Raw genomic sequence first — 22,725 nt, forward strand, 5'->3', positions numbered from 1 at the left:
CCAATATAGATAAGGAGATTTCACCAACATTGAGCCAACCGGTTGAGCTTCCTCCACAACCAAGTGCATGGCAGCTTTTTACTGCCTTCCACTCCCGTGCGCAAAGATGGCCCGGTGCCCTCCGCGCAGCACTCGCGCTATTCCTGCCGGGTGCCGTGGCACTTCTCACCGGCCATGGCTCGGAGATGCTCCTTATCGCCGCTGGTGGCTGTGTGGTCATCTATGGCGAGGGCCACCCCTACCGCAGTCGTCTGCGCGTGATGTCCATCGCCGGACTATGCCTGGTCGCCGGCGTTATGTCCGGCAGTTTTGTTGGCTCAGTGGTCCACAGTGAGATCGCTTCCGGCGGCAGTAATCTATGGCTGCTGCTCATCGCACTTTTTACCACGGTGTTGGCTACAGTCGGGGCCTTTATCCAAAACGCACTGCGCCTGCCACCACCAGGTTCATTCTTCATTGTGATGGTCTCAGGCGGTACCACAATGGTCGCCCGCCTTGGCTTCAACCCGGTTGAAACCGCCATGTGGGCTACCGTTGGTGTGCTTTCGGCGATAGTCATCGGCATGGCACCGCGGTTGTGGAATCCGCACGGCCCCGAGATGGCGGCCGTCCAATCCCTTGAATCAGCCATCGAGGCGATGGAAAAGTCAGACTCGACATCGTTCGCCGTTCATCACCAGGCGCAAACTGCACTCACCGACGCATGGGAATCGCTTGCCGACGCAGGCATCATCCGTGGCAGCAAAATCGTCAAGCCCTCCCATACGGAACTGGTCAACCGTGTCATTGCTGCTCATCAGCGGCTGATTGCTATCCGCGGCCGCTTGGGCGTGCACGGCAGCGCTGTGGACATCGTGGACACACCTAACCTCTTCGACGAGACACAGACAACCATTCCACTCGCACGACCAAGCGTGAGTTACCGAATCTTCCGCTCTTTCGACCGCTATTCTCACGCATCGATGACTGCGACAAAGGTGGCTATTACTGGCGGCTTAGCTGGTCTCATTAGCGTCCTTGTCGGCCTCGACCGGCCTGACTGGGCGGTGGTCAGCGCATTGATGACGCTACAGTGGGGCCCCGACCGCACCGCCGGTTCGATTCGAGGGATTCACCGCATGGTGGGCTCGATTATCGGCATTTTCCTCTATGCGCTGCTCTTTTCCTTTGGCCTGGACAGCTGGACGCTACTTATCGCGCTTGCAGCCTGCCAATTCGGCGCGGAGATTCTCGTGGTGAAGAACTATGCGCTGACGACGATCGTCACCACTCCGCTGGCGCTGCTGCTGGGCGGAAATGTCGCTGGCGAGCTCGCACCGATTGTGACCGATCGTGTTTTGGAAGTCGGTATCGCCTGCGCGCTGGCTCTCGCTGTCCTGCACTTCTGGCCGACCGAGAGCATTGAGAAGCACTACCTGCGTCATATTCCGCGCTGCTATCGACAGATGGGTGCTCTTCTCGGCGCGCTGCTAACCGGCACTCCGAATCAGGCACTCGATATTCGTCGCGATCTCCAGTACGAGCTGCTCAGTGAGCGCCAGGCCATCTCGTCTCTGGCCACCAACGACCCCGAAATCGCCGCTCCGCACTGGGACGGCCATCGTCGCATTCGCACAGCTGGCTATTTGTTGCTGGACTACTGCCGTACGCATCCGGATATTAGGCCTTCTCGCGAGGAGATTTCCAAGCTCGCCGAAGTGGTTCAGGCAGCTAAGTCCAAGGAGCGCTAGTCCTCCGGCAGCGGGGGCTCCTTGCGTAGGTCGCGGGCGGTTGCCCGCCGTACCTCGCGCGGTTGCTCCTCCGAGCCCCGGGAACGGAACTTGGACGCAATGTCTTTCAACGAAGACGACAGCGGCGGCAGCTTCTCTAGCGCGTCACGGCCCGCATCCCACGCATCGGTAGCAATATTCTCCGCTTTCCGACGGAACTTGCGGACCTTCTCCTCACGCTGCCGCTTAGTCTCTGCCGCGTCATTTTGCCGCTCGCGCTCGCGTTCAAAGGCGGCGACATCGCGGGCCTCCGCGTCGGAAAGCCTCTTCGAAGCGTGTGCCGCGGCGTCCCACGACTCCTCCAGCGATTCCGCGAGGTGCAACATGGCATCGATGCGCTTTTCAACTTCGCGCAACTTCTCGCGGTAGCCCCGCTGAATGTCATAGCGGCGCATGATGCGGCGGGCACGAGTGGCCTCATTGCGCCAGGTGATGATTGCGCCCTCAGAAATCGACTCATCGACGACGAAACGCATCGTCCACGGGTCGACATCAGCGCTGGCCAGATTGTTGCGTACCCGCTCCTCGCGGTCGAGGACGTCCTGCACGAGACTGCGGGCACGCTCTTCGGCTTGATGGGCGCGGTTGGTACGGGAGTTATCTGGTCGGAAGCTCACCTGGACTATCCTACCGCTCGGCTGCTGCCAAAGCCGGTACTTGGTCGGTCGCGGAGCTCTTCTGCTGGTCATTGTCGCTCTGGTGCTCGAGGCGAACCCAGGAGACAAAGCCCCAAATAACGAAGCATCCGTAGAAGAGGTACAGCGCCGCCGACGGGTAGTAGCCACCCTTGAGCAGCAACGGCACTCCCACGGCATCAACGGCAATCCAAATTAGCCAGAATTCGTTCCACCCGCGGGCCATACCCCAGGTCGCCAACATCGAACCGACGAAAATCCAGGCATCGGCCCATGGCCCCCACGAGCCCAGCATCTCAAAGATATTGGCACAAATCACAGTGGCGAAGATAGCCACGGTAATCATCCCAATGCGTTCCGATGCCGTCGCCCACCGAGGCTCAATTGCGACCTCGTCACCGCTCTGATTGCGGCTCTTGACCCAGCTGAACCATCCGTAGAGACTGACGACGATAAACATGACCTGACGCCCCGCCTGGCCATAGAGATCAAGATTTTGCGGCGTGTGGAAAACTCCGCCGAGGAAGACGGTAAACAGCAAGGCATTTCCGATAATGCCGACCGGCCAAGCCCATACCTTCCGTTTCATACCTAGGAAGGCACACGCCAGGCCAAAGAGGTTACCGACAATTTCACGAATCAAGATTGGTGCTCCCGCCACACTGAGCTGTGCAGTGAGGAAACCCACCAAAAAATCCGACACGTATTCCACGAATTATTCAACTCCTTCTCTTTCATCCGGACTATGACCGTCGGTTTCGGATTCCAACCGAAATCTGCTTGTCCCCTACCTGACGACCCTTCTGGCCACAGGTAGGGCGCTCGTGGACTTGTCTGCGTCAGCCGCAGCATCACCACCGGTGAGGAATTTCACCTCGCCCTGAGAATGCGAGTTCAACGTTAGCACTGTCGCCTTGCGCGCATGTGCATTTTATTCAATGAGGTTTCAATATGAGGTTCTAATACAGCCCCGACATAATTACGCATCTACAATGCGTAATATGAGCCAAAAGCCCCGCCAACCACGTCCTCCCCGCCCCGCCCGCCGCTCCCATCACAAGCGCTCCGCTGGCTGGGTTCCGGACCAGCACGGCGCCTGGTTCATGGTCACCATTCCCCCGCTGACCGCTCTCGCCCTCACCCCCACATGGACAGGCCTTGCCGTCACCGCGACCTGGCTGCTCGGCTACTTCGCATTCTTCGCCGTGAGCGTCTGGCTCCGCTCTCGTCGCCAACGCCGCCACCTCGCACCCGCCGCCACGTACACCGCGCTCACTGCCGTCGCCGGCTGCATCACACTGCTTGCCGACGTTTCCCTCCTCACCTGGGTCGCCCTCATTGCCCCTCTTGCCGCTATCGCTATTTGGGAGACCTACCGCCGCCGACCGCGCTCACTTCTCTCTGGTGTCTCCACCGTTCTGGCCGCTAGCCTCATGGTGCCTATCATCGCCGGACCAACCCCGAAAGCTTGGGCAATTGCGGCTATCTACGCTGGATATTTCGTCGGCACCGTGCCCTATGTAAAAACTATGATTCGCAAGCGCGGCAACCGCCAGTGGCTCATTGGCTCGGTCACGTATCACGTTCTCATTACCGCCGTGGCCATCATCGGGTGGCTCGTCCTCCACGACCGGAACCTCATCAGCATCGGTGTGCCCATCGTCGCAATTGGGCTTCTCATCAGGTCTTTTACCATGCCAATCTCCGGCGCTCGCCGCGCTCGGCCGTGGACTCCGAAACAGGTCGGAATTCTCGATGCCTTCTTTGGAGTCGCCGTCGTCCTGGCTGCGTGGTAAAAACGACGGCGGGGACATACTTTGGGGATTTTTGGGGAGGGGATGAAGTCTATGGCTTCCACCAAACACGCAGTCAATCACGCAGTTTCCGTCTCAGACTTGGCCGCTAGCCTGAACTCGCGGCAGGCACCACAGTCGGGCTGGCGCAGCTGGGTTCATAAGGCCACCTGGGGCGCAATTTCACCGCGGGAATCATCGTCGGCACGCAAGCAACGCGAGCTGATAGAGCGGGTGCGACAGCCTATCTACGGTGACTACAACATCGCTGTTATCAGCGTGAAGGGCGGCGTTGGCAAGACGTCGACAACCATGTGCCTGGGCGCCACGCTTGCAAGCCTGCGCAGTGACCGAATCGTCGCGATCGACGCGAATCCGGACTTTGGCACCCTCGGCGCACGCGTCACCGCAGCCAATCCCGCATCTATTCGCGATCTGCTCCGAGCCCCGGATACGGACAAATACGCGCAGGTCCGTACATATACATCGCACACGCCATCGCGGCTGGAGGTTGTCGGCAGCGACCAAAATCCGACATCGACGATCGCGCTTTCCGACGGCGAATACTGCGCGGCCCTCGACATCCTTCGGCGGCATTACAACGTGAGTCTGACAGACTGCGGTACCGGCCTGACGCAGCCCATCTCCGCTTCGATTCTGTCTGCGGCCAATTGTCTGGTGCTGGTCACCACGCCTGCACTGGACGGCGTGAAAAGCGCCTGGACGACATTGGACTGGCTTTCAGCGCACGGCTTCGAACGGCTGGTCTCTACCACTGTCGTGGTGGTCAACGAGCTAAATAAACAGGGACTGTCCACAGAGACCGTGCACGAGTTATTTGCCCAGCGCTGCCGCGCAGTACAGGTCATCCCCTACGATCCGCATATCGCGAATGGTGCCAATATCGAGCTGGACAATCTCCAGCCCGCCACCACCCAGAGTTATCTCGAATTGGCGGCCATGATTGCCGATGATTTCGCGCCGACGACTGGCCGCCACAGCTTTGTCTAACGCATAGCCAGCTAACGAAGGTGCTGTCGAATCTCTTCGACATCAACTTCCTGCACGGTAGCGGGCTTAAAGGCGGCGTCGCGGTCCTTATCCACCAACACTGCCCGCACGCCCTCGGCAAAATTGGGGTGCTGACGCATGTAAGCGCCAAGCTTCATCTCCCGGTCTAGCGCCTCCTGCAAGGTGACCTCGTGGGCCGAGTTAGCCGCATAGAGTTCCACGGCCGCTACGAGACTTTCCGGGTTGGCGGGTGCCAGCAGGTCGCGAAAAGTCTCCACTGTTGACGATGCACAAGAGCCCGCCTCAGCGGCTTCGTTGAGAGCTCGCTCAATCTCCGCCCAGGTATCAGCCCCAAAGCAAGCCTCAATGCAGTCGCTCCACTCGGCCAACTGCGGATCCCCGAGCAGATCACGAGCCTCAGCTGAGTCCACATCGAGCGCATACTCCGCGAGCGCCGAATCAATTCCATCGCGGTCCAGAGCCGCAACAAACTCGTCCAGCTGCGCGGATGGCACCGCATGTGTCGCCCATCCAGACCACAGCATGTCCGCCGCAGTTAGGCGGTAACCGGTCAGCCCGGTAAACCTCGCGATTGCCGACGAGGGCCCTCCTAACCGCGTGTTCACATGCTGCGAAAAGTGGGTAATTCCAACGTCGGGAATAAAGCCGATTGCCATTTCTGGCATGGAAGCGCTGGCACGCTCGGTCACGATTCGGTGGGAGCCGTGCATGGAAACACCAAGGCCACCGCCCATAGCGATGCCATCAATAATCGCGATATATGGCTTGGACTGCGCGAATTCCGCAATCATCGCGTTCATCTCGTACTCATCCCGGAAAAACTCCTCCCCCTGCTCCGGAACGCCATCGAGCACAGCCTGCCGAACTGCGCGCACATCACCACCGGCACAAAACGCCTTGGGGTGACCGGATGAAACAACAATGTGGTCCACCGAGTCGTCGTCACGCCATGCGCGGAGCCCCTCGACGACCTCGGTGACCATATCCAAATCGAGCGAATTAAGTGCCTTCGGCCTATTCAGCCGAAGGTGACCAGATCGCCCGTGGACTTCTCGCAGCACCTTCGGCTCATCGACCTCGGTGCGTGCAGTGCCAGAACCGTTATCAGTAGCAGTCATGTCACCCAGTGTGACACAGATAACTAACCAGGGAAAGGTTCTGACGGGAAGGTTCTGCTGCGAAGGTTCTGACGACCAGAACCTCACTGAGACTAAGGAGCTACTTCTTCTTGCTCTTCTTGTCCTTTTTGCCCTTCTTGTGCTTCTTGCCCTTCTTATCGGACTTGCCTGCGCCCTTTACGCGGTCAGCCTCGAGATTGGCGGCAACGTCCGGCACATAGCGGAACTCCGTGCGCGGCGGACGCTCGTAGCTCCCCTCAGACTCCGGACGCTCCGGAATTTCCGGAACATCCCGCTGAATGTGCTCGTACGGAATGGTGGTCAGCAGGTGGTTGATGACATTGATACGCGAGCGCTTCTTGTCCTCGGACTCAACCGTGAACCACGGTGCGGACGGGATATCAGTGTGGATGAACATCTCATCCTTAGCGCGGGAGTAGTCCTCCCAGCGAGTGATGGACTCCAGGTCCATCGGCGAGAGCTTCCAGCGGCGCAGCGGATCTTCACGACGGGACTTGAAGCGAGCAACCTGCTCCTCGTCCGACACGGAGAACCAGTACTTGCGCAGGATAATGCCGTCTTCAACCAGCAGACGCTCGAAGATTGGAGCCTGGTGCAGGAAGCGACGGTACTCCTGCGAGGTACAGAAGCCCATGACGCGCTCAACGCCGGCGCGGTTGTACCAGGAGCGGTCGAAAATCACGATTTCGCCGGCAGTTGGCAGCTTTTCGACATAACGCTGGAAGTACCACTGACCCTGCTCACGGCTCGTCGGAGCCGGCAGAGCCTCAATGCGACAGGTACGGGGATTCAGGTACTGCGTGATGCGCTTAATGGCCGACCCCTTGCCGGCAGCGTCACGACCCTCCATCACGATGACAATTCGGGCACCGGTTTCTACCACCCACTGCTGCATTTCGACGAGCTCTGCCTGGAGCTTTTTGAGCTCGGCTTCATAAGCCTTCTTGTCGAGCTTCGGTGGGCGCTGAACGTCGTCATTATTCATAGTCCCCAGCTTACCCGGCACCCTGCCCTGACCCTATTCACCGGGTTTAACCGAGGGGTCTAATCGCAAACCTAATTGGGGCCCTAGTCACGCGAGTAAAGACGCAGCGTGACCTGCGCAACAAGGCCTGCGAAGACCATGCCGATAATGACCACAATCGGCGCCACCACACCAATATCGCCGTTGGTCAGCGGCGCCAGGAGCTGTGCCTTGTACAGGTTGCCCAGCGCAGGATCGATGACCGTCGCCTTACCCAGGAACAGCGCGCCGATAGCCAGCAGTCCACCAATCAGCGACGCAATCACAGCTTCAAGAACGAACGGCGCCTGCGTAAACCATCGGCTGGCACCGACCATGCGCATAATCTCAACTTCCTTACGACGCGAGAACGCCGCAATCTGCACCATGTTCGCAATCAGGAACACCGCGGCAACGGCCTGCACTGCCGCCAGCAGGAAGGTCGCATTTCGCACCGAATCCAAGTTCTGCGCCGCAGTTCCGACCTCTTCATGCTGGTCAGTGACGTGGTCGACCTGTGGCAACTCCCGAATCGGATCCAGCGGGCTGACGTCTGTCGGATCGGTCAGGCGCACCATCACGACAGCCGGCAGCGACTCCGGCGTCGCGTTTTCCACGAGCACGGGGTCACTGTCCTTGAACATCTCCACGAAGTGGTCAAAGTTCTGCTGACGATTTCGGAAAGTCACCGAATCAACGCCATCAGCCTCTTCAAGCTTGTCGACGACCTCAGCGCACTCCGGCGAGGAGCAAGTTTGGTCCTCGGCGGAGATTTGTTCATTCAGCTCAATCTGCACTTCTACGCGATCGAGATAAAGATCCTTCGTACGGCTGGTCTGCTCAGTAACCAGGATGCCAGTCGCGAGCAGCGCCAACGACACCGCAGTCGTAATGACCATCGCGATGGTCATCGTAATGTTTCGGCCCAAGGAGGAGAAAGCCTCACCGAGGACAAAGCGAGTCTTCATAGGTCAGTAATACCTTTCGAATGAGTTCTTCTACCGATGGACTATCTACTAATTATTCAGGCCATAAACGCCCGTGGCGTCGTCACGCACAAGACGCCCCAGTTCCAGCTCCAGTACGCGGCGACGCATGGAGTCCACGGCATCGTTGTCGTGAGTCGACACGATAACCGTCGTGCCCATGCGATTGATGCGGTCAAGCAAGAGCATGATGTCACCGGAAGTGCTTGGGTCGAGGTTGCCGGTGGGCTCGTCGGCAAGCAGGATGAGCGGGCGGTTGACGAAGGCGCGAGCAATAGCGACGCGCTGCTGCTCACCACCCGACAACTCGTGCGGGTAGCGGTTCTCCTTGCCCGAGAGTCCGACCATTTCAAGCGTTTCCGGAACAGCCTTGTCGAATTTCGCCTTCGGCTTGCCAATCACCTGCAATGCGAACGCGACATTTTCGTACACGGTCTTCTTTGGCAGCAGGCGGAAGTCCTGGAAGACGTAGCCCACCTTTTGACGCAATTTCGGAATGTTGCGGCGAGAAATCTTGGTCAGATCCTGGCCTGCGACCGTCAGTTTTCCTGAATCCACTTTCTCTTCACGCACCATAAGGCGCAGGAATGTCGACTTACCAGAGCCCGACGGTCCAATAAGAAAGACAAACTCACCTTTATCTATGTGGACTGAAACGTCGTCGAGAGCTGGTCGGCTAGAAGTCGAGTAGGACTTGGTAACCCCGTCGAAAGTGATCATAGATAGACACTCTAATCACTTAAGCCACTCAAGTCACTCTGGAATGCGCGAAACTAGGCGCTGGGATGGCGGGATTGCGGGGACGAGCAGCGGCTAACACTAACCCCCAGAGCATGCGACCGCACGAAAGCTCACGCCGTAGCAATGTTCGAAACTATTTTCCCCAAAAATCTTTAAATGCCCCTTTACTTCGCTTACCTGTTCGATTAAAATGAGCCATGAAAGATTAAAAGCGAGGATTGAAAACACCAAATAACGTCGCCGAGCTGCTTCAAGCTTGAAAAATTGACACTCAGAGTTAGTCGAAAATACTTTCCCTACCTCTTCCTTATTTCAACATTTCAACGTCCAGGCCTTATCTTTCAGGGGGATTCACCAATGGCCAGCGGGGAACATATACCACGCAAACGCACTTACGCTGCGGCAATGGAAGCGACGGCACCACGCTTTCACCATGAGATTTCTCAAACAGCACCAGCACGTCTTGGAATTGACCGCAATCGAGCTGACTTGAAGCTTGCCCTTGCTTGTGTTCCCTCTTCTTCAACAAAAGATGTCGAAGATTACATCGCCAAAATCGCTCCAGCTCTTGGCATGTCGCGCGGGAGAACACTCCAGTACATCGATATCGGGATGCAGCTAGAGCGGCTCCCGCGGTTGAAAGAGCTTCTGCTCAAACGCGCACAGCTACCGCTTCCCCACATGCGGGTCATTGCCACAGCCATCCTCCCCTTGGATGACGCCTCTACTGTGAAATATTTCGAAGACCATCTCCTCGAACTGATCACGCCGAGAGTCAATGGTGAAGTTCTTCGCGGAGTTCGGAGTCTTCAACAGAATATTCAGCGATTTATTAATGAAGTCAGCCCGCTATTGCGCCCTAAAAATGAGTACGACCCGCCGATTACTTCGTTTCAAAAAGGCATCGAGCAAAAAGCTGGCGAATCTATAAAGTTCGAGTTAAAGGACAACCTCACTGAAGTCACCATGGAACTGATGCCTGAGCGGGCAATTGAGTTTCAGAAGGTCTTGGAAGAAATTACCGCTGATCAGGACTGCGACTTCGTCGAGGCTTTTTCACACCTTCTGCACGGGACTGCTCAGGTCACCGCCACGTTGAATCTGTACTGCCCACTCACTCAAGACAAGCCCCAAGAAGCCTGGATCGGTGGCTTGGGGTGGATCAACAAAATCGCCACTGAATCCTGGCTCGATCGGGTCACTAGCATCCGGCTACTAGCGGACGAGAAAACGGAAAAGTACTCGCCAACAGAGCGACAGCGTACTTACATCCAAGGTAGAGACGGCACCTGTCGCTTTCCCGGATGCGATGTCGATGCGACGAAGTGCGACATCGACCACATTCAGCCGTATAACCACGAGAATCCCGACGAAGGTGGCCAAACCGAGACGCCCAACCTCCATTGCCTATGCCGTCGCCACCACAATCTAAAAACGGCCGGTCTTTGGAATGTCGTGCGCGATATCGACGGCGTGGAGTACTGGACCTCCGCCACTGATCAAAGCACCGAAAGAGCTGCCCTTATCAGCACAGAGTCGGGGCCGCTCGCCGGCCACGGTCGCTACTCTTTCGACCTGCGCAAGACAAAGAAAGCACAGACACTCAAGGAGTACAACGAGCAGAGGTTGGAAAACCTCCGCGAATCACAGGAGCTGACAAATCAGGCTCGCGAAGAACTGGGAATGAACAAAAACGAGAGAAACGGAGAAGCCGACGAACCCACCACACCGGAAACACCCGAGGCACCGGAAGCGCCCGAAGACGAACCGCCCTTCTAGCGCTACTCGCCTTCGGACTGCTGAGCCATGCGCCAGCGAATACCGGCCTCGATGAAACCGTCTAGGTCACCGTCGAGGACCGACTGTGGGTTGTTGACTTCGTATTCGGTACGCAGATCCTTGACCATCTGGTACGGGTGCAGCACATAGGAGCGCATCTGGTTACCCCACGAGGCATTGCCGCCTGCGCCGAGAGCATCCAGCTCCGCGCGCTCTTCCTGGCGCTTCTTCTCCAGCAACTTCGCCTGCAGAACTCGCATGGCAGATGCCTTGTTCTGGTGCTGGGACTTCTCGTTCTGGCAAGTCACCACGATGCCGGTCGGGACGTGCGTAAGCCGGACCGCGGAGTCCGTGGTGTTCACCGACTGCCCACCTGGGCCGGAGGAGCGGTAGACGTCGATACGCAAATCTGACTCGGGGATGTCGATGTGATCCGTTTCCTCCACAACCGGCAGCACCTCGACCTCAGCGAAGGAAGTTTGGCGGCGGCCCTGGTTGTCGAAAGGACTAATACGAACCAGCCGGTGCGCGCCCTGTTCGACCGAGAGGGTGCCGTACATGTACTCGCCATGGACGACGAAAGTAGCGGACTTAATACCGGCCTCTTCAGCGTAGGACGTGTCGTAAACCTCGACCTTATGCCCGTGCTTGTCGGCCCAGCGCAGGTACATGCGCATGAGCATCTCGGCCCAGTCAGCGGCATCCACGCCACCGGCACCGGAGCGGATGTTGATGACCGCCTCGCGCTCGTCGTAAGGCCCCGAAAGCATCGTCGTGACCTCGAGGGATTCGATGTCGGCACGCAGCTCAGCGCGTTCGGCATCGGCCATCTCGACGGCGTCGGGGTCGCCCTCCTCTTCCGCGAGTTCATACATCACGGAGAGATCGTCGAGGCGCCCGCGCAGCGAGTCGATCTTTTTCTTCTTCGCCTGCGCCTGCGACAGTGCACTGGTGACCTGCTGCGCGTGGTCGGGGTCATCCCACAGCGACGGATCGGCGGCCTGGGCTTCCAACTCCCTGATCCGGTCGGAAAGCTCGTCGACATCGACCACCTTCTCAATGGTGGTCAGCGTCGCGTCGAGTTCTTTGAGGTCAGCATTCAGATCCGGGTTCACGGGTACTACCTTAGCTATACCGCCTGTTTCGGTGCACAATAGGACGTATGTCTGAATCCACCGCCAGCCAAGATTCCAGCCAAGACCCGCACCAAGATTCCAGCCAGGACCTAGAACTCTTTCTCGCCCAAGTGTCCGAGTCGATTGTGGCATCGGATACCAGTGTTGCGGTTGCCATCGTGAAGCGTGCCGCTACCATTGCCGCTCGTATGCGCGACGAAGGCCTGGTCACGGAGTACAAGACATCGATTTCCGACGTCGTCACCGCGGCCGACCGCGCAGCGGAGAAATTCGTCGTCGAGGCTTTGGCCGCGCTCCGCCCGGAGGACGGCATTCTTGGCGAGGAAGGGTCAGCGAAGGAGTCCCAGTCTGGTCGCACGTGGGTGATCGATCCTGTCGATGGCACCTACAACTTCACCACTGGTTCGGACTACTGGTGCAGCGCATTGGCGCTGGTTATGGGCGATGCGAACAATCCGGATGAGGTCGTCCTCGGCGCGGTGCACCGCCCGGCAACGGGCGAGAGCTGGATTGGTGGCCCCAATCTCCCGACCACTCGCATCAACCTCGATGGCACTGTTGATGACCTCCGGGTCACTGACCGCCCCCTCTCGGAAGTCTGCGCAGCGACCTACCTCCACACCACGGTGGTGAGCTCGAGCGAGGAATCCGAGGCCACGGCTACAAAGTCCTGGCTGGATGCGGTGTCCCGCAGCGCTACCTGGCGCATGCTGGGCTCAGCGTCGGTGGATATGGCAGGCGTTGCCGACGGCCGCATCGGCGTATGGTTCCAGCGCGACGTCGCAGCCTGGGACTGGCTGCCTGGGTATGCGCTTATCTCGGGCGCAGGCGGCGAATGTACGTCGGTGGGGCGCTGGAAGCTTGCGGGCTCGAGTGGCCAGGTCGCAGAGCTGAGTGAGGTTCTGCGCTAGAATTTCGGCCATGACCACCTCTTACTCCGAAGATCTCGCCCTCGCACTCTCGCTTGCCGACGCAGCCGACGACCTCACGATGTCCCGCTTCGAGGCGGCCAATCTAATCGTCGAGTCCAAGCCCGACCTGACTCCGGTCTCCGATGCCGATATCGCGTGCGAGAAGCTGCTCCGCGAGATTCTGTCGGACAAGCGCCCGAGCGATGAAGTTCTCGGCGAAGAATTCGGCGGCGAAGCTGTGTTTGAGGGGCGCCAGTGGGTCATCGACCCCATCGACGGCACTAAGAACTTCGTGCGCAATGTCCCGGTCTGGGCCACCTTGATTGCCCTGCTGGAGGACGGCAAGCCGGTTGTCGGCGTAGTCTCTGCCCCAGCACTGGGCCGTCGCTGGTGGGCATCCGAGGGCGACGGCGCATTCAAGCGCACCCACGTCGATGGCCGGGAAGCCACCGAGCGCCGCATTGAGGTCTCGAAGGTGGCAGACATCGCGGACTGCTCAATTTCCAACTCTTCGCTCACCGGCTGGGCTGAGCGCGACCTACGCGATAACTTCATCGGGCTTACCGATGACGCCTGGCGACTGCGTGGCTATGGCGACTTCTTCTCCTACTGCCTGGTAGCCGAGGGTGCGGTCGATGTCGCCGCGGAGCCGGAGGTTTCCCTGTGGGACCTGGCAGCGCTTGCGATCCTGGTGGAGGAAGCTGGCGGCCGCTTCACTTCCCTCGCGGGTGTCAACGGGCCGCACGGCGGGGACGCAGTTGCGACGAATGGGTTGCTTCACGACGCCGTCGTCAAGCGCCTGGGCGGGTAAACAGGGTTTTCCAACCTATCGCAATTTGCGACGAGCGGCTCACTATCTCCCGTCCGCGTGACCGATATCCAGGATACGTCGCAGCTCAGCAAATACCTCAGGGCGTACCTCATGGGTTACCACCCGTCCACTCTTAGACCTAGTTAGCAGCCCGGCATCCGCCATGGTCTTTAAATGATGCGACACCGTCGGCTGACTAAGCCCAGAAACAGCGGCCAGCTCACCCACGGTCATCGGACTACAGCCAGCGGCAGCGAGCTGAGACAAAATTTGCAGGCGCGCCGGTTGCGCCAGCGCTTTGAAGAGCGTTGCCGCAGCTTGCGCTTCCGCCGTGTCGAGAGGCCGACCGCCAAGTGCACAGCATTCTGAGATTTCGTCCATACCTGTTGAGGCTACACGCCCCCCCTAAATATATTGACAATCATCGATATATTGATTACACCGGAAACTATGACACAGACTACAAAGTCACTCAGCTTCCTAGATCGCTTCTTGCCGCTATGGATTGCAGCTGCAATGGCAATTGGCCTCATTCTGGGCAAAATTGCACCATCATTTGTGAACTGGCTGGCAGAGGCAAAAATTGCGACAATTTCCGTACCAATCGCCATCGGCTTGCTGGTCATGATGTACCCACCGCTCGCAAAGGTTCGATACGACAAAACGGGCGAAATTTTGACATCAAGGAAGCTGATGGGCATCACAGTCTTCCTCAATTGGATTCTCGGCCCCGCACTGATGTTCATCCTTGCCTGGATATTCCTCAGCGATAGTCCAGAACTGCGCACTGGCGTGATTATCGTCGGTCTCGCCCGCTGCATTGCAATGGTTTTGGTCTGGAACGACCTATCTTGCGGCGATACTGAAGTCGCTGCCGTACTGGTGGCCGTAAACTCGCTATTTCAAATTCTCATGTTCGGCGCTCTGGGGTGGTTCTACCTGCAGATTCTGCCCTCCTGGTTGGGACTGGAAACCACTTCCGCCACCTTTTCTTTTTGGGCAATCGCACTATCCGTAGTGGTATTCCTCGGTATTCCGCTTCTAGCTGGCGCAGCATCACGCATAGTTGGTGAACGCGCCCGTGGTCGCGACTGGTATGAAAATGACTACTTGCCCAAAATCTCACCATTGGCGCTTGCCGGCCTTCTATACACAATCGTGTTGCTCTTTGCACTTCAGTCACAGCAGATTCTTGAGAATCCCTGGACCGTTGCGAAAGTGGCGCTACCACTAGTGATCTACTTCCTCGCCATGTTCGCGATCGCTCTCACTTCGGCCAAGGCCGCGGGCATGAACTACGCAACCTCCGCATCGATTGCCTTTACGGCCGCCGGAAATAACTTCGAGTTGGCAATTGCGGTTGCGATTGGCACCTTCGGCCCATTGTCCCAGCAAGCACTTGCGGGAACGATTGGACCACTTATTGAAGTACCCGTACTCGTTGCACTTGTCTACGTCACCCGCTGGCTCGGGCCGCGCCTTTTCCCCAATGACCTTTCCGTACCGGACAAACTATAGAAAAAGGGTTCTGAAGTGAAGGAAATCCCGAAGGTACTTTTCATCTGCGTGGCAAATGCCGGTAAATCCCAGATGGCCGAGGCCATTGCGCGTGCAAAATATGCCACGCAGTTCATCGCCCTTTCAGCAGGAACGAACCCCAAAACTACTACCAATGCGCTTGCAGCCAAATCAGTTGCAGAAATCGGCGCCTCTATGGACAGTGCATCACCAAAGCCCATTGCCCCCACGATTCTCCGGACTGCAGATCGTGTTGTCATCATCGGCGATGCCGCTCATGTAGAGCTCCCCTCGGACGCTCAAGGCTCACTCGAGCGTTGGCTTACTGACGAGCCCTCAAAACGAGGCATCGACGGAAAAGAACGCATGGACCTGATTCGCGATGACCTCGAGCGCCGTATCGACGAGTTAGCTGTCGAACTCCGTTCCACTAAGAATCCCTAAGCGGCAGAATCCAACAAAAGCCGCCTTATCGCCAGCGTAAGCCACACGACTGCGCCGACGCCTGCGATGAGACCGAGGAGCAGGAACATCAGGCCGACTGCCCAGAGCCCGGTGGTGTCGTCGGTGCCGGCAATGATGCTCCAGCACAGGGCGTAGCCGGCGACGGCAGCCCACCAGGTGGGCAGCAGGTTCAGAGTTGGGGCGGGCACGCGCATCATGGCAGAGGCAGTGAGGATGACCATCGCAAAGCCGCTGCAGAAAACCTGCCACGGCGAGTAGTCGTATTCGCCCTCAAGTGTCCACGCGAGCGTACAAAAGCAGATTAGGAATGCTGCGACAAAGACGAAAATCGTGTGCCCAAATGCGATACGCTCGCCGTATTTTTTGGCCAACCATGCGGCGCCCACCCATGCGAGAGCGGTGGGGATGGCAATGATTAATAGGTACGCGAGGAAGACGCCTGGCACCTCTGCCCAGGTGAAACTCGTCAGCATCGATGTCATGCCACCAGGTTACGCCTGCCTCTTAGCTTTTTGAGCGCGCTAGTTTCCCAGTAAAAACACAGACGAAACACCATGATTTACACATAGTCACTTAATGTATTGTCAGGTTCGGTTGCTACAACTAGAAAGTCGTTTTCAATACGCCGTTTGTAGAGAGTGCTTTTTACCAAAGAGCACCTCCCTATAAGTTGTAGTAAAGGAGAAATCCGGGGTGAATAAACCTACCCGAATTGTGGGGCTCGATATAGCGCGCTCACTCGCCATCATCGGCATGATCATTGTCCATATGGCCTCACTACTTTGGAGCACAAAGGTTGTGCTCTCTGGCCTACCCTCATCACTGTTCGCCATTATCGCCGGCGCCACAATGATGATCATCGGCCGCAATTACAGCAGCACTACCTTCTTGCGCTTGATCACTCGCGGCGCCCTAATCATTCTCATCGGCCTGGCACTATTGCCGGTGGGTGGAGAAATTCAGGTGGTCCTCGTCATCATGGGCCTGGTAATGATGCTGGTTTCCTGGATGCCAGCGCTCGGAACCTGGTGGCGAGTCGGCTTCTTCATCGCCGCAACTATCGCCGCAACAATTAAGTACGCGCCCATGACGCTGCCACAGATTTATCCGCTACTGGCGTGGATTGCATATTTCATCGGCGGCATGCTGCTTTACGACGTCTACCTACGCGGTCGCCTGCAAGGCACTTCCCCCTCCGAGACCAGCGCCAATACTTGGTTGAGCTGGATTGTTACCGCTGTCAGCGTTGTTATCACTGCCGTCGGCATGTACTTCCGATTTGATCCCGAGATTGCTGGCTGGCTCCGCTTTACCGGACATACCGGTGTCTTCGGAGAAATCATTCTCTCCGTCGCTGTTGCCGCCATTGTGCTGCATTTGTGCTTGTTCGTAGGCGACCGTTTCCCGACCGTGGTCTACCCATTCGCGGCCATGGGAACAATGTCACTGACTATTTACATCCTGCACGTTCTCACCGCGTTTTATTGGCAACAGAATGTGGCATTGCATTCCACGTTGTCCGCAGCAGGTTTCATCGTATTCTTCCTCGTCATCGCAAGTCTCTGGAAGAAGTTTGTGGGACAGGGCCCTGCTGAAAAGCTCGTTGCCACCGCAATCAAGGCCATTGTTCCTTCTGGGAAAGGGAAATAACCGTGAAGAAAACATCTTTTTCCATCGCAGCACTTGTTAGCACCACCCTGCTTCTATCTTCCGCCCCAGCACTTGCATTGGAAAACGGCGAACCCGCACCGGCAAATGCTGAAAGCAGTTCCGTGGCCGCGCTGAAGATTGGCAAAGTCGGCAATTTTGGTGACTGCACCGGAACGCTGGTTGCCGATCAGTGGGTACTCACAGCACGCCACTGCCTGGAGTCTGTAAACAACGAAGGGACCCAGGCCCGCATCGGCGGGAAGGTCTACGATGCCGATTCTTGGGCACTGTCTCCAGTGTCCGATGCAGGATTACTTCACTTGACCGAGAAGGTCACTGACGCAACCCCTGCAAAGGTTTCCCGCGATATCCCGACACCTGGGCAGACGGGAACTCTCTACGGTTGGAGCAGCAGCTCGTCGATGGCCCGATCCGGACAGCTTCCGATGGCCAAGATGGTCGTCAATGAGCTGCTGGGCGGCGGACCGTCTGAAGGAACTCCAGGTGAGGCTGCGCCTGGTGAAGCTGCTCCAGGTGAAGCTGTTCCGGGTGAGGCTGTCATGCCGGATGCGGTAAAGCCAGATGACTCCCAAACCGAGTCCATCCCCGCGGGAACGGAAAGCATCCCAGCCGACGCTGCCACGATGCCGATGATCGAAAGCGCCATCCTGGACGCGCATTCGGTCTCCGGTGCAGGTATGCAGGGCGGCGACTCCGGCGGACCATTCTTCGTCGATGGAAAGCTCGCCGGGCTTGCTACCGCCGGAACTTCCAATGGCGATCCTGACCTGCCCTCCCCCAGCGCGGCAATCACTACCCTCGCAGGCACCGCCGACTGGATTGACGGTGTCACCTCTGGTCGCGACACAGAAAGCGTCCTAACCGCAGAGAACACTCCTGCTCCGCCAAAGACCATTCAGACCAGCGCCGATCACATGTGGGGTTACCTCGCCATCGCGTGTGTTGGCCTGGTTGTCGCAGCAGCCTGGTCGCGCATTAGGAATGGCCGACAGTAGAACCGTCTAACCACAACCACAAGCCGCCTCCCCGGAAAGTACTGGGTAGGCGGCTTTTATCGTGCATGCGAGGAACTTAATCGTGACTGAAGCCACAAAATCTCTCGGTAACTGACGTACAATCGTGAGGTAATCCTATGGTTTTATTCCAATTTTTCTAAGAATCGACGATGCGATTCACATAATTGCTAATTGGTGAAATCCCACCAACGAGAAAGGTAATCAATTCCCGTGGATGGTTACACGCCCTTCGACATCTTGATGGATATCGGTTGGATTTCGTTGCTGCTCATCATCGGTAATTTGATGCGGCGATTCATCCCCTGGTTCCAGAAGCTCCTCATCCCTGCACCGATTACTGCAGGCCTACTCGGCTTGCTACTAGGCCCAAACGCTTTGGGGATCATCCAGTTCAGCGAGCACTTCGGCGACTATGCGACGATTCTAATCGCCGCAGTCTTCGGTGCCCTTCCGTTCACAATGGACTTCGATGCCAAGGTTCGCCAGCGCGCGCGAACAATGTGGTCCTATTCCGTGGGCATGTACCTGACACAGTGGGGCTTCTTCGCACTGCTTGGCGTGATTCTTTTCGCCCCGCTGTTCAATACCCCGGACTGGTTCGGCATCATGCTGCCCGTCGGCTTCGTCGGCGGTTTCGGTGTGGCAGCAGCCGTTGGTGGCGCACTGGACTCGGCCGGCATGACTGAGGCCACGAGTTTGGGCTTTACAGCCGCCGCGGTGGGCATGTTTTCCGCAATTGTCGGTGGCGTTATCTTTGCCCGCTGGGGTTCAAAGAAGGGGCACACCAACGAGCTGCCCGCCTTGGATAAGCTGCCGGAGGACATGCGTACCGGCGTCATCTCTCTTCCCGGCCAGCGTCCAAGCGTGGGACGGGCGACCACGAGCCCGTCCTCAATTGAGCCAATCGCGCTGCACGTGGCGGCACTGGCGGTGACGCTCTTCCTGGCAAATATCCTGACTAACTGGGTCAATGACGCTTTCCCAGCCTTAAGCTTCCCGCTGTTCGCGATGGCCTTCCTTGTCGGCCTGGCGGGAGTAGGTGTGCTGCACCTGATTAAGGCACCGCACTACCTGGATACGAAGTTGATGGGTTCAGTCTCCGGTGCATCGACGGACTTCCTGGTTGCAGTGGGCATCGCGTCGATTGTGCCGGCAGTGGTGGCCACCTACATCGTCCCGCTGATTATTCTGTTCGTCGTGGGTCTGGCCTTCTGCCTGGTGTTGTTCTTCTACGTCGCACCACGAGTCTTCGAACATGGTTGGTTCGAGCGCGCCGTATTCAGCTGGGGCTGGGCAACCGCTTCCGTAGCCACGGGCATCGCCGTCCTGAAGATTGTGGACCCGGAGCAGAAATCCGGCACCCTCGAAGAATTCGGTATGGCCTACGTAGGCTTCGCACCTTTCGAAATCGCGGCGGCCATCCTCGCACCCATCGCCATCATCGCCGGATTGGTGTGGTTGTTCGGTGGAGTCGCGCTTATCGGTGGCCTAGCGCTGCTGATTCCGCCAATGATCTGGCTGAAGAAATCGAAAGCCAAGGCTTCGTAAAGGTCTTTTTAGAGAGCGGGAAAGGAAAATCTGCTCCCGTCGCCTTCTACTGTTGTGAGCCCACCATGGACTGGTCGAACCTGCCTGCCAACTATTTCCCGAAACGCAAGAAACCCCCAGTCCAACTTTCGGAGCCAGTTCATCGCGAACTTGGGGTTCCAACTTAGTGGCGGGGATGGATTCGAACCAATGACCTCTGGTACAAATGCCAGACAGGGCGATAGCGTTAGTCTCCCCATTACCTTTAGGCTATCCCCGATAATGGGGATAGTCGCTGGGCCGGGTATGGCTGAATCGCCCTGTAGTTTCATGATCCGGGAGTGTTGTCGCCCGGCACCAGGACGTTCGTTGACAGCTAATGGGGCACGGCCGGAATCTCTAGGTCTCCTTGTAACGTGGGTGCTCGCAGCGAATGTCCCGACACCCGACACCAGCGGCTGGCGTATCTACCCAGTTTGCTAGGAGCCCGCTATGTCGCCGAATCACCCCATCGACATTTTCCTCGACATGGATGTCGACAAATCTGAACACCAAGCATGTGCACTCGACCGACAAAGAAAGAAACTCTTCGCCAAGCCGCTTCCACAACTAAAGTCAGGCCTCGCGACACCCTTTGACAACCTGCAACAACACGGCCATGTACTTGCCGTTGTAGATCAGCCCAACACCATTGGTGCCTTTCCTACTGCAGTCGCCCGCGCCCGAGATTGCCAGATCGGCTGTTTGCCAGGGCTTGCCATGCGCAAAGCTGCTGACCTCTACCCGGGCCATACTGATAAGCATCGAAGAAATCCAAACTAGCTCGGCTTTTGTTACGCCTCAGTAGATGGGAAAACCCGAGGCACATTAACGCCCGAATGTACTACCAGATGGGCTTGGAGGATTGACAGATAAAACCAAGCGACGCGTAAGGAATGCTGCTGCGTCGGCAACCACCAAGGGAATTGTCCTCACGGACGACGACATTGAGTGCGGGTATCGAATTGTGCAAGGAAAACTCGACGTAGATGACTACATCGAACGTATTTGCTCTACTGCGCTGACCAATGACCGGTGAAGCAATGAGCGAGCGTGACCGATGGGACGCGTTGACTTACCCCGGGACCTCAACTTCACCCTCGTTTAGGATGATCCTATCTAATATATGTTAATTTATATATCTATCAGTCATTGGTAAGCCTTGGAGGGGTATTTTATGCGGAAGGTGCGAAGGCAAACCGTTAAGGCTAATGGCCGGGATTGGAATAGCGTTTCTTTCGTTCGTTCAACTAGCCACATCGGCGCACGCTGCAGGAAATATCGAAGAGCTAACGCGGCTTAGGCTTCTAGAGTGGCGAGTCAAGCCCGATGTACCCAATGAGTCACTGTTAAGTGCTGCGTTCTTGTCGTGGAATCCGGATCCGGGGATACCGCCTTTTGCAGCGTGTGGCCCTGCAACAGATAAATTTAAGACTGTAGCAAGCTGGCAGTACGTTGACCTGGGAACACCTCAGGGTTTTATGCATGCGAACGAGGTGACGTTGTGCTGTGGAGACAGTTCACATGGGTTAAAACATATCCGCCAGAACCGCCCCGAATGGTCGTCGCTTGCAGCCATCGAAGGGAAGGATGGCGATGCCCTAATTCGTATTGCAATCGATGCTGCGCTAGAGGGGACCACCTGGTCAAAGAGAGTCTCACCTTCAACTGCAAATCGTGATGACAAATTCTGCGCTTCGGCACAAATCTACTTAGTCGATAAAGTTCGCGGGATAATTGTTCAGACACTTGAACCATCAAAATTTGTGGCTGAACACGGTCATCATGTCATCACTGCTTACCCTACTAATACGTCGAAGTGTAAATAGCATGAGTTTCGCGCAAAAGTTTATTGACGCTCTAAATGCAGACGACTCAGTGGATGCCGACCATGCTGCTTTTATCGGGGCTGACGGTGATGCTCGTTTGGTGCGATACCAAGGAACAGACCTACCGTGGCAGATTCCTGTACGCATCAAGGAGCTTGGCTGGAAGCGGATGGAATATATCACCAGCAACCCCGAGGGCGTGTATTTCAGCCTTTTCCTGGACGAGGAGCTGTACAAACTCGATGAAAGGGAATGGATACAACCGGAGCTGTGTCTTAGTGATGAAACCGGGCTGTGGCATTTGGTGGAAACCGCCTAACTCGCGCGTCAAAACCCCACATGCATAGTAGATAGGGAGATGCACAAGGTTATGGCTCGGAAACCGAAGCGGCGTCATACGGGCAAGACGGTCGGCTTCTTCCTTTTGAAGCTCGCGCGCACGACGGCGGGCTTGTGCTCTTCTGTCTTTAGTCACCATGCCCAAAGAAAAACACCGCGCAGAAACAAAGTTAAGACGCTACCCCCACAACAAGCGCTAACACTCACTAATTTCCATCTGGACGGTGTATATCAACGGAGGATGTGGCCAGTCCTATGCTGTTTCTGAACTGCTCAGGTTCAGCATAAACCGGTAGAAGACAAGCGTCGAAAAACTTCGCTCCATCAAGTATCGCGCCCCGAAAATCAACCTCGCTAAGGAATGCGCCTTCAAAGTCTGCATCAATTAGGTTCGCATTCCTCATGTTAGACCACGCCAGCATTGCTCCTCGGAAGGAGCATCCCTGGCACTGGGAGCCTTCAAAATCAGCGGCGGATAAATCATAGTTTGAGAAATCTTTACCCCTCAGGTCTTTTCCTCGTAATTCTCGACGAGAGGATTCAGACATTTCTCTGTACATCGAGCACCTACTTCAGCTGAGGAGAA

At 57.0% G+C, this 22,725-nt stretch carries 22 protein-coding genes, 1 pseudogene and 1 riboswitch; of the genes and pseudogenes, 13 read left to right on the plus strand and 10 right to left on the minus strand.

The genetic code is table 11. The annotated features are described in order from the left end of the window. The first annotated feature begins 29 nt into the window (after window positions 1-29). Window positions 30-1,730: an FUSC family protein gene (locus tag EGX79_08660; protein ID AYX82246.1), complete on the plus strand. Its 1,701-nt coding sequence runs from the start codon at window positions 30-32 to the stop codon at window positions 1,728-1,730. On the opposite strand, the gene EGX79_08665 is transcribed toward EGX79_08660, so the two are convergent. Both EGX79_08665 and EGX79_08670 read right to left on the minus strand, forming a co-directional pair. Next, the gene (locus EGX79_08665) at window positions 1,727-2,386 is read right to left on the minus strand and encodes a hypothetical protein (GenBank protein ID AYX82247.1); all 660 of its coding nucleotides are present in this window, start codon (window positions 2,384-2,386) and stop codon (window positions 1,727-1,729) included. The genes EGX79_08660 and EGX79_08665 overlap by 4 nt on opposite strands. Window positions 2,387-2,396: 10 nt before the next feature. After that, window positions 2,397-3,116: a nicotinamide riboside transporter PnuC gene (locus tag EGX79_08670; protein AYX82248.1), complete on the minus strand. Its 720-nt coding sequence runs from the start codon at window positions 3,114-3,116 to the stop codon at window positions 2,397-2,399. Between the two features lie 10 nt (window positions 3,117-3,126). Next, window positions 3,127-3,296, minus strand: a riboswitch (FMN riboswitch). Between the two features lie 100 nt (window positions 3,297-3,396). On the opposite strand from EGX79_08670, the gene EGX79_08675 reads away from it, so the two are divergent. Next, window positions 3,397-4,200 (plus strand): hypothetical protein, encoded by an 804-nt coding sequence (locus EGX79_08675; protein ID AYX82249.1) that lies wholly within the window; start codon window positions 3,397-3,399, stop codon window positions 4,198-4,200. Window positions 4,201-4,242: 42 nt separating this feature from the next. Continuing rightward, window positions 4,243-5,208, plus strand: coding sequence for a MinD/ParA family protein (locus tag EGX79_08680; GenBank protein ID AYX82250.1), 966 nt, complete (start codon window positions 4,243-4,245; stop codon window positions 5,206-5,208). Between the two features lie 11 nt (window positions 5,209-5,219). Here EGX79_08680 and EGX79_08685 read toward each other — a convergent pair whose 3' ends face one another. The 4 genes from EGX79_08685 to ftsE all read right to left on the minus strand — a co-directional run bounded on the left by EGX79_08685 (window position 5,220) and on the right by ftsE (window position 9,077). Further along, window positions 5,220-6,347 (minus strand): 3-hydroxyisobutyryl-CoA hydrolase, encoded by a 1,128-nt coding sequence (locus EGX79_08685; GenBank protein AYX82251.1) that lies wholly within the window; start codon window positions 6,345-6,347, stop codon window positions 5,220-5,222. Window positions 6,348-6,447: 100 nt separating this feature from the next. After that, window positions 6,448-7,353, minus strand: coding sequence for a polyphosphate kinase 2 (gene ppk2, locus EGX79_08690; protein AYX82252.1), 906 nt, complete (start codon window positions 7,351-7,353; stop codon window positions 6,448-6,450). Between the two features lie 83 nt (window positions 7,354-7,436). Further along, window positions 7,437-8,339, minus strand: a complete 903-nt coding sequence (locus tag EGX79_08695) for an ABC transporter permease (protein ID AYX82253.1) — start codon at window positions 8,337-8,339, stop codon at window positions 7,437-7,439. Window positions 8,340-8,387: 48 nt separating this feature from the next. After that, window positions 8,388-9,077, minus strand: a complete 690-nt coding sequence (gene ftsE, locus EGX79_08700) for a cell division ATP-binding protein FtsE (GenBank protein AYX82254.1) — start codon at window positions 9,075-9,077, stop codon at window positions 8,388-8,390. 378 nt (window positions 9,078-9,455) lie between these two features. Between ftsE and EGX79_08705 the strand changes: the two genes are divergently transcribed. Beyond that, window positions 9,456-10,877: an HNH endonuclease gene (locus EGX79_08705; GenBank protein AYX82255.1), complete on the plus strand. Its 1,422-nt coding sequence runs from the start codon at window positions 9,456-9,458 to the stop codon at window positions 10,875-10,877. 2 nt (window positions 10,878-10,879) lie between these two features. Here the strand turns inward: EGX79_08705 and EGX79_08710 are convergent, their stop codons facing one another. Next, complete coding sequence (locus EGX79_08710; protein ID AYX82256.1) at window positions 10,880-11,992, minus strand: peptide chain release factor 2; 1,113 nt, start codon at window positions 11,990-11,992, stop codon at window positions 10,880-10,882. Between the two features lie 47 nt (window positions 11,993-12,039). On the opposite strand from EGX79_08710, the gene EGX79_08715 reads away from it, so the two are divergent. Together EGX79_08715 and hisN are read left to right on the plus strand one after the other, a co-directional pair. Next, window positions 12,040-12,924 (plus strand): inositol monophosphatase, encoded by an 885-nt coding sequence (locus EGX79_08715; protein AYX82257.1) that lies wholly within the window; start codon window positions 12,040-12,042, stop codon window positions 12,922-12,924. 10 nt (window positions 12,925-12,934) lie between these two features. Beyond that, window positions 12,935-13,735 carry a histidinol-phosphatase gene (hisN, locus tag EGX79_08720; GenBank protein ID AYX82258.1) on the plus strand — a complete coding sequence of 267 codons (801 nt, stop codon included), beginning with the start codon at window positions 12,935-12,937 and terminating at the stop codon, window positions 13,733-13,735. Between the two features lie 42 nt (window positions 13,736-13,777). Here hisN and EGX79_08725 read toward each other — a convergent pair whose 3' ends face one another. Further along, window positions 13,778-14,116 carry a transcriptional regulator gene (locus EGX79_08725; protein ID AYX82259.1) on the minus strand — a complete coding sequence of 113 codons (339 nt, stop codon included), beginning with the start codon at window positions 14,114-14,116 and terminating at the stop codon, window positions 13,778-13,780. 69 nt (window positions 14,117-14,185) lie between these two features. On the opposite strand from EGX79_08725, the gene EGX79_08730 reads away from it, so the two are divergent. Together EGX79_08730 and EGX79_08735 are read left to right on the plus strand one after the other, a co-directional pair. Then, window positions 14,186-15,253 carry an ACR3 family arsenite efflux transporter gene (locus EGX79_08730; GenBank protein AYX82260.1) on the plus strand — a complete coding sequence of 356 codons (1,068 nt, stop codon included), beginning with the start codon at window positions 14,186-14,188 and terminating at the stop codon, window positions 15,251-15,253. Window positions 15,254-15,268: 15 nt separating this feature from the next. Further along, on the plus strand, window positions 15,269-15,697 hold the full coding sequence (locus EGX79_08735) for a low molecular weight phosphatase family protein (protein ID AYX82261.1): 429 nt from the start codon (window positions 15,269-15,271) through the stop codon (window positions 15,695-15,697). Here the strand turns inward: EGX79_08735 and EGX79_08740 are convergent. Continuing rightward, entirely contained in the window at window positions 15,694-16,200 is a 507-nt protein-coding gene (locus EGX79_08740; GenBank protein ID AYX82262.1) for a hypothetical protein, read from the minus strand. The genes EGX79_08735 and EGX79_08740 overlap by 4 nt on opposite strands. 211 nt (window positions 16,201-16,411) lie before the next feature. Between EGX79_08740 and EGX79_08745 the strand changes: the two genes are divergently transcribed. From EGX79_08745 to EGX79_08765, 5 genes and pseudogenes are all read left to right on the plus strand, one after another. Beyond that, window positions 16,412-17,368, plus strand: coding sequence for a DUF418 domain-containing protein (locus tag EGX79_08745; GenBank protein AYX82263.1), 957 nt, complete (start codon window positions 16,412-16,414; stop codon window positions 17,366-17,368). Window positions 17,369-17,370: 2 nt separating this feature from the next. Next, on the plus strand, window positions 17,371-18,384 hold the full coding sequence (locus tag EGX79_08750) for a protease (protein AYX82264.1): 1,014 nt from the start codon (window positions 17,371-17,373) through the stop codon (window positions 18,382-18,384). Between the two features lie 231 nt (window positions 18,385-18,615). Next, window positions 18,616-19,953, plus strand: a complete 1,338-nt coding sequence (locus tag EGX79_08755; protein AYX82265.1) for a sodium:glutamate symporter — start codon at window positions 18,616-18,618, stop codon at window positions 19,951-19,953. A 507-nt stretch (window positions 19,954-20,460) separates the two neighbouring features. After that, window positions 20,461-20,721: pseudogene (locus tag EGX79_08760) on the plus strand (IS110 family transposase). A gap of 1,080 nt (window positions 20,722-21,801) precedes the next feature. Then, complete coding sequence (locus EGX79_08765) at window positions 21,802-22,119, plus strand: hypothetical protein (GenBank protein ID AYX82266.1); 318 nt, start codon at window positions 21,802-21,804, stop codon at window positions 22,117-22,119. Window positions 22,120-22,345: 226 nt separating this feature from the next. On the opposite strand, the gene EGX79_08770 is transcribed toward EGX79_08765, so the two are convergent. Continuing rightward, on the minus strand, window positions 22,346-22,699 hold the full coding sequence (locus tag EGX79_08770; GenBank protein ID AYX82267.1) for a pentapeptide repeat-containing protein: 354 nt from the start codon (window positions 22,697-22,699) through the stop codon (window positions 22,346-22,348). Between the last annotated feature and the right edge of the window lie 26 nt (window positions 22,700-22,725).

It is taken from the genome of Corynebacterium jeikeium, assembly GCA_003955985.1.
In the GTDB taxonomy this organism is placed as follows: Bacteria; Actinomycetota; Actinomycetes; order Mycobacteriales; family Mycobacteriaceae; genus Corynebacterium; species Corynebacterium jeikeium_D.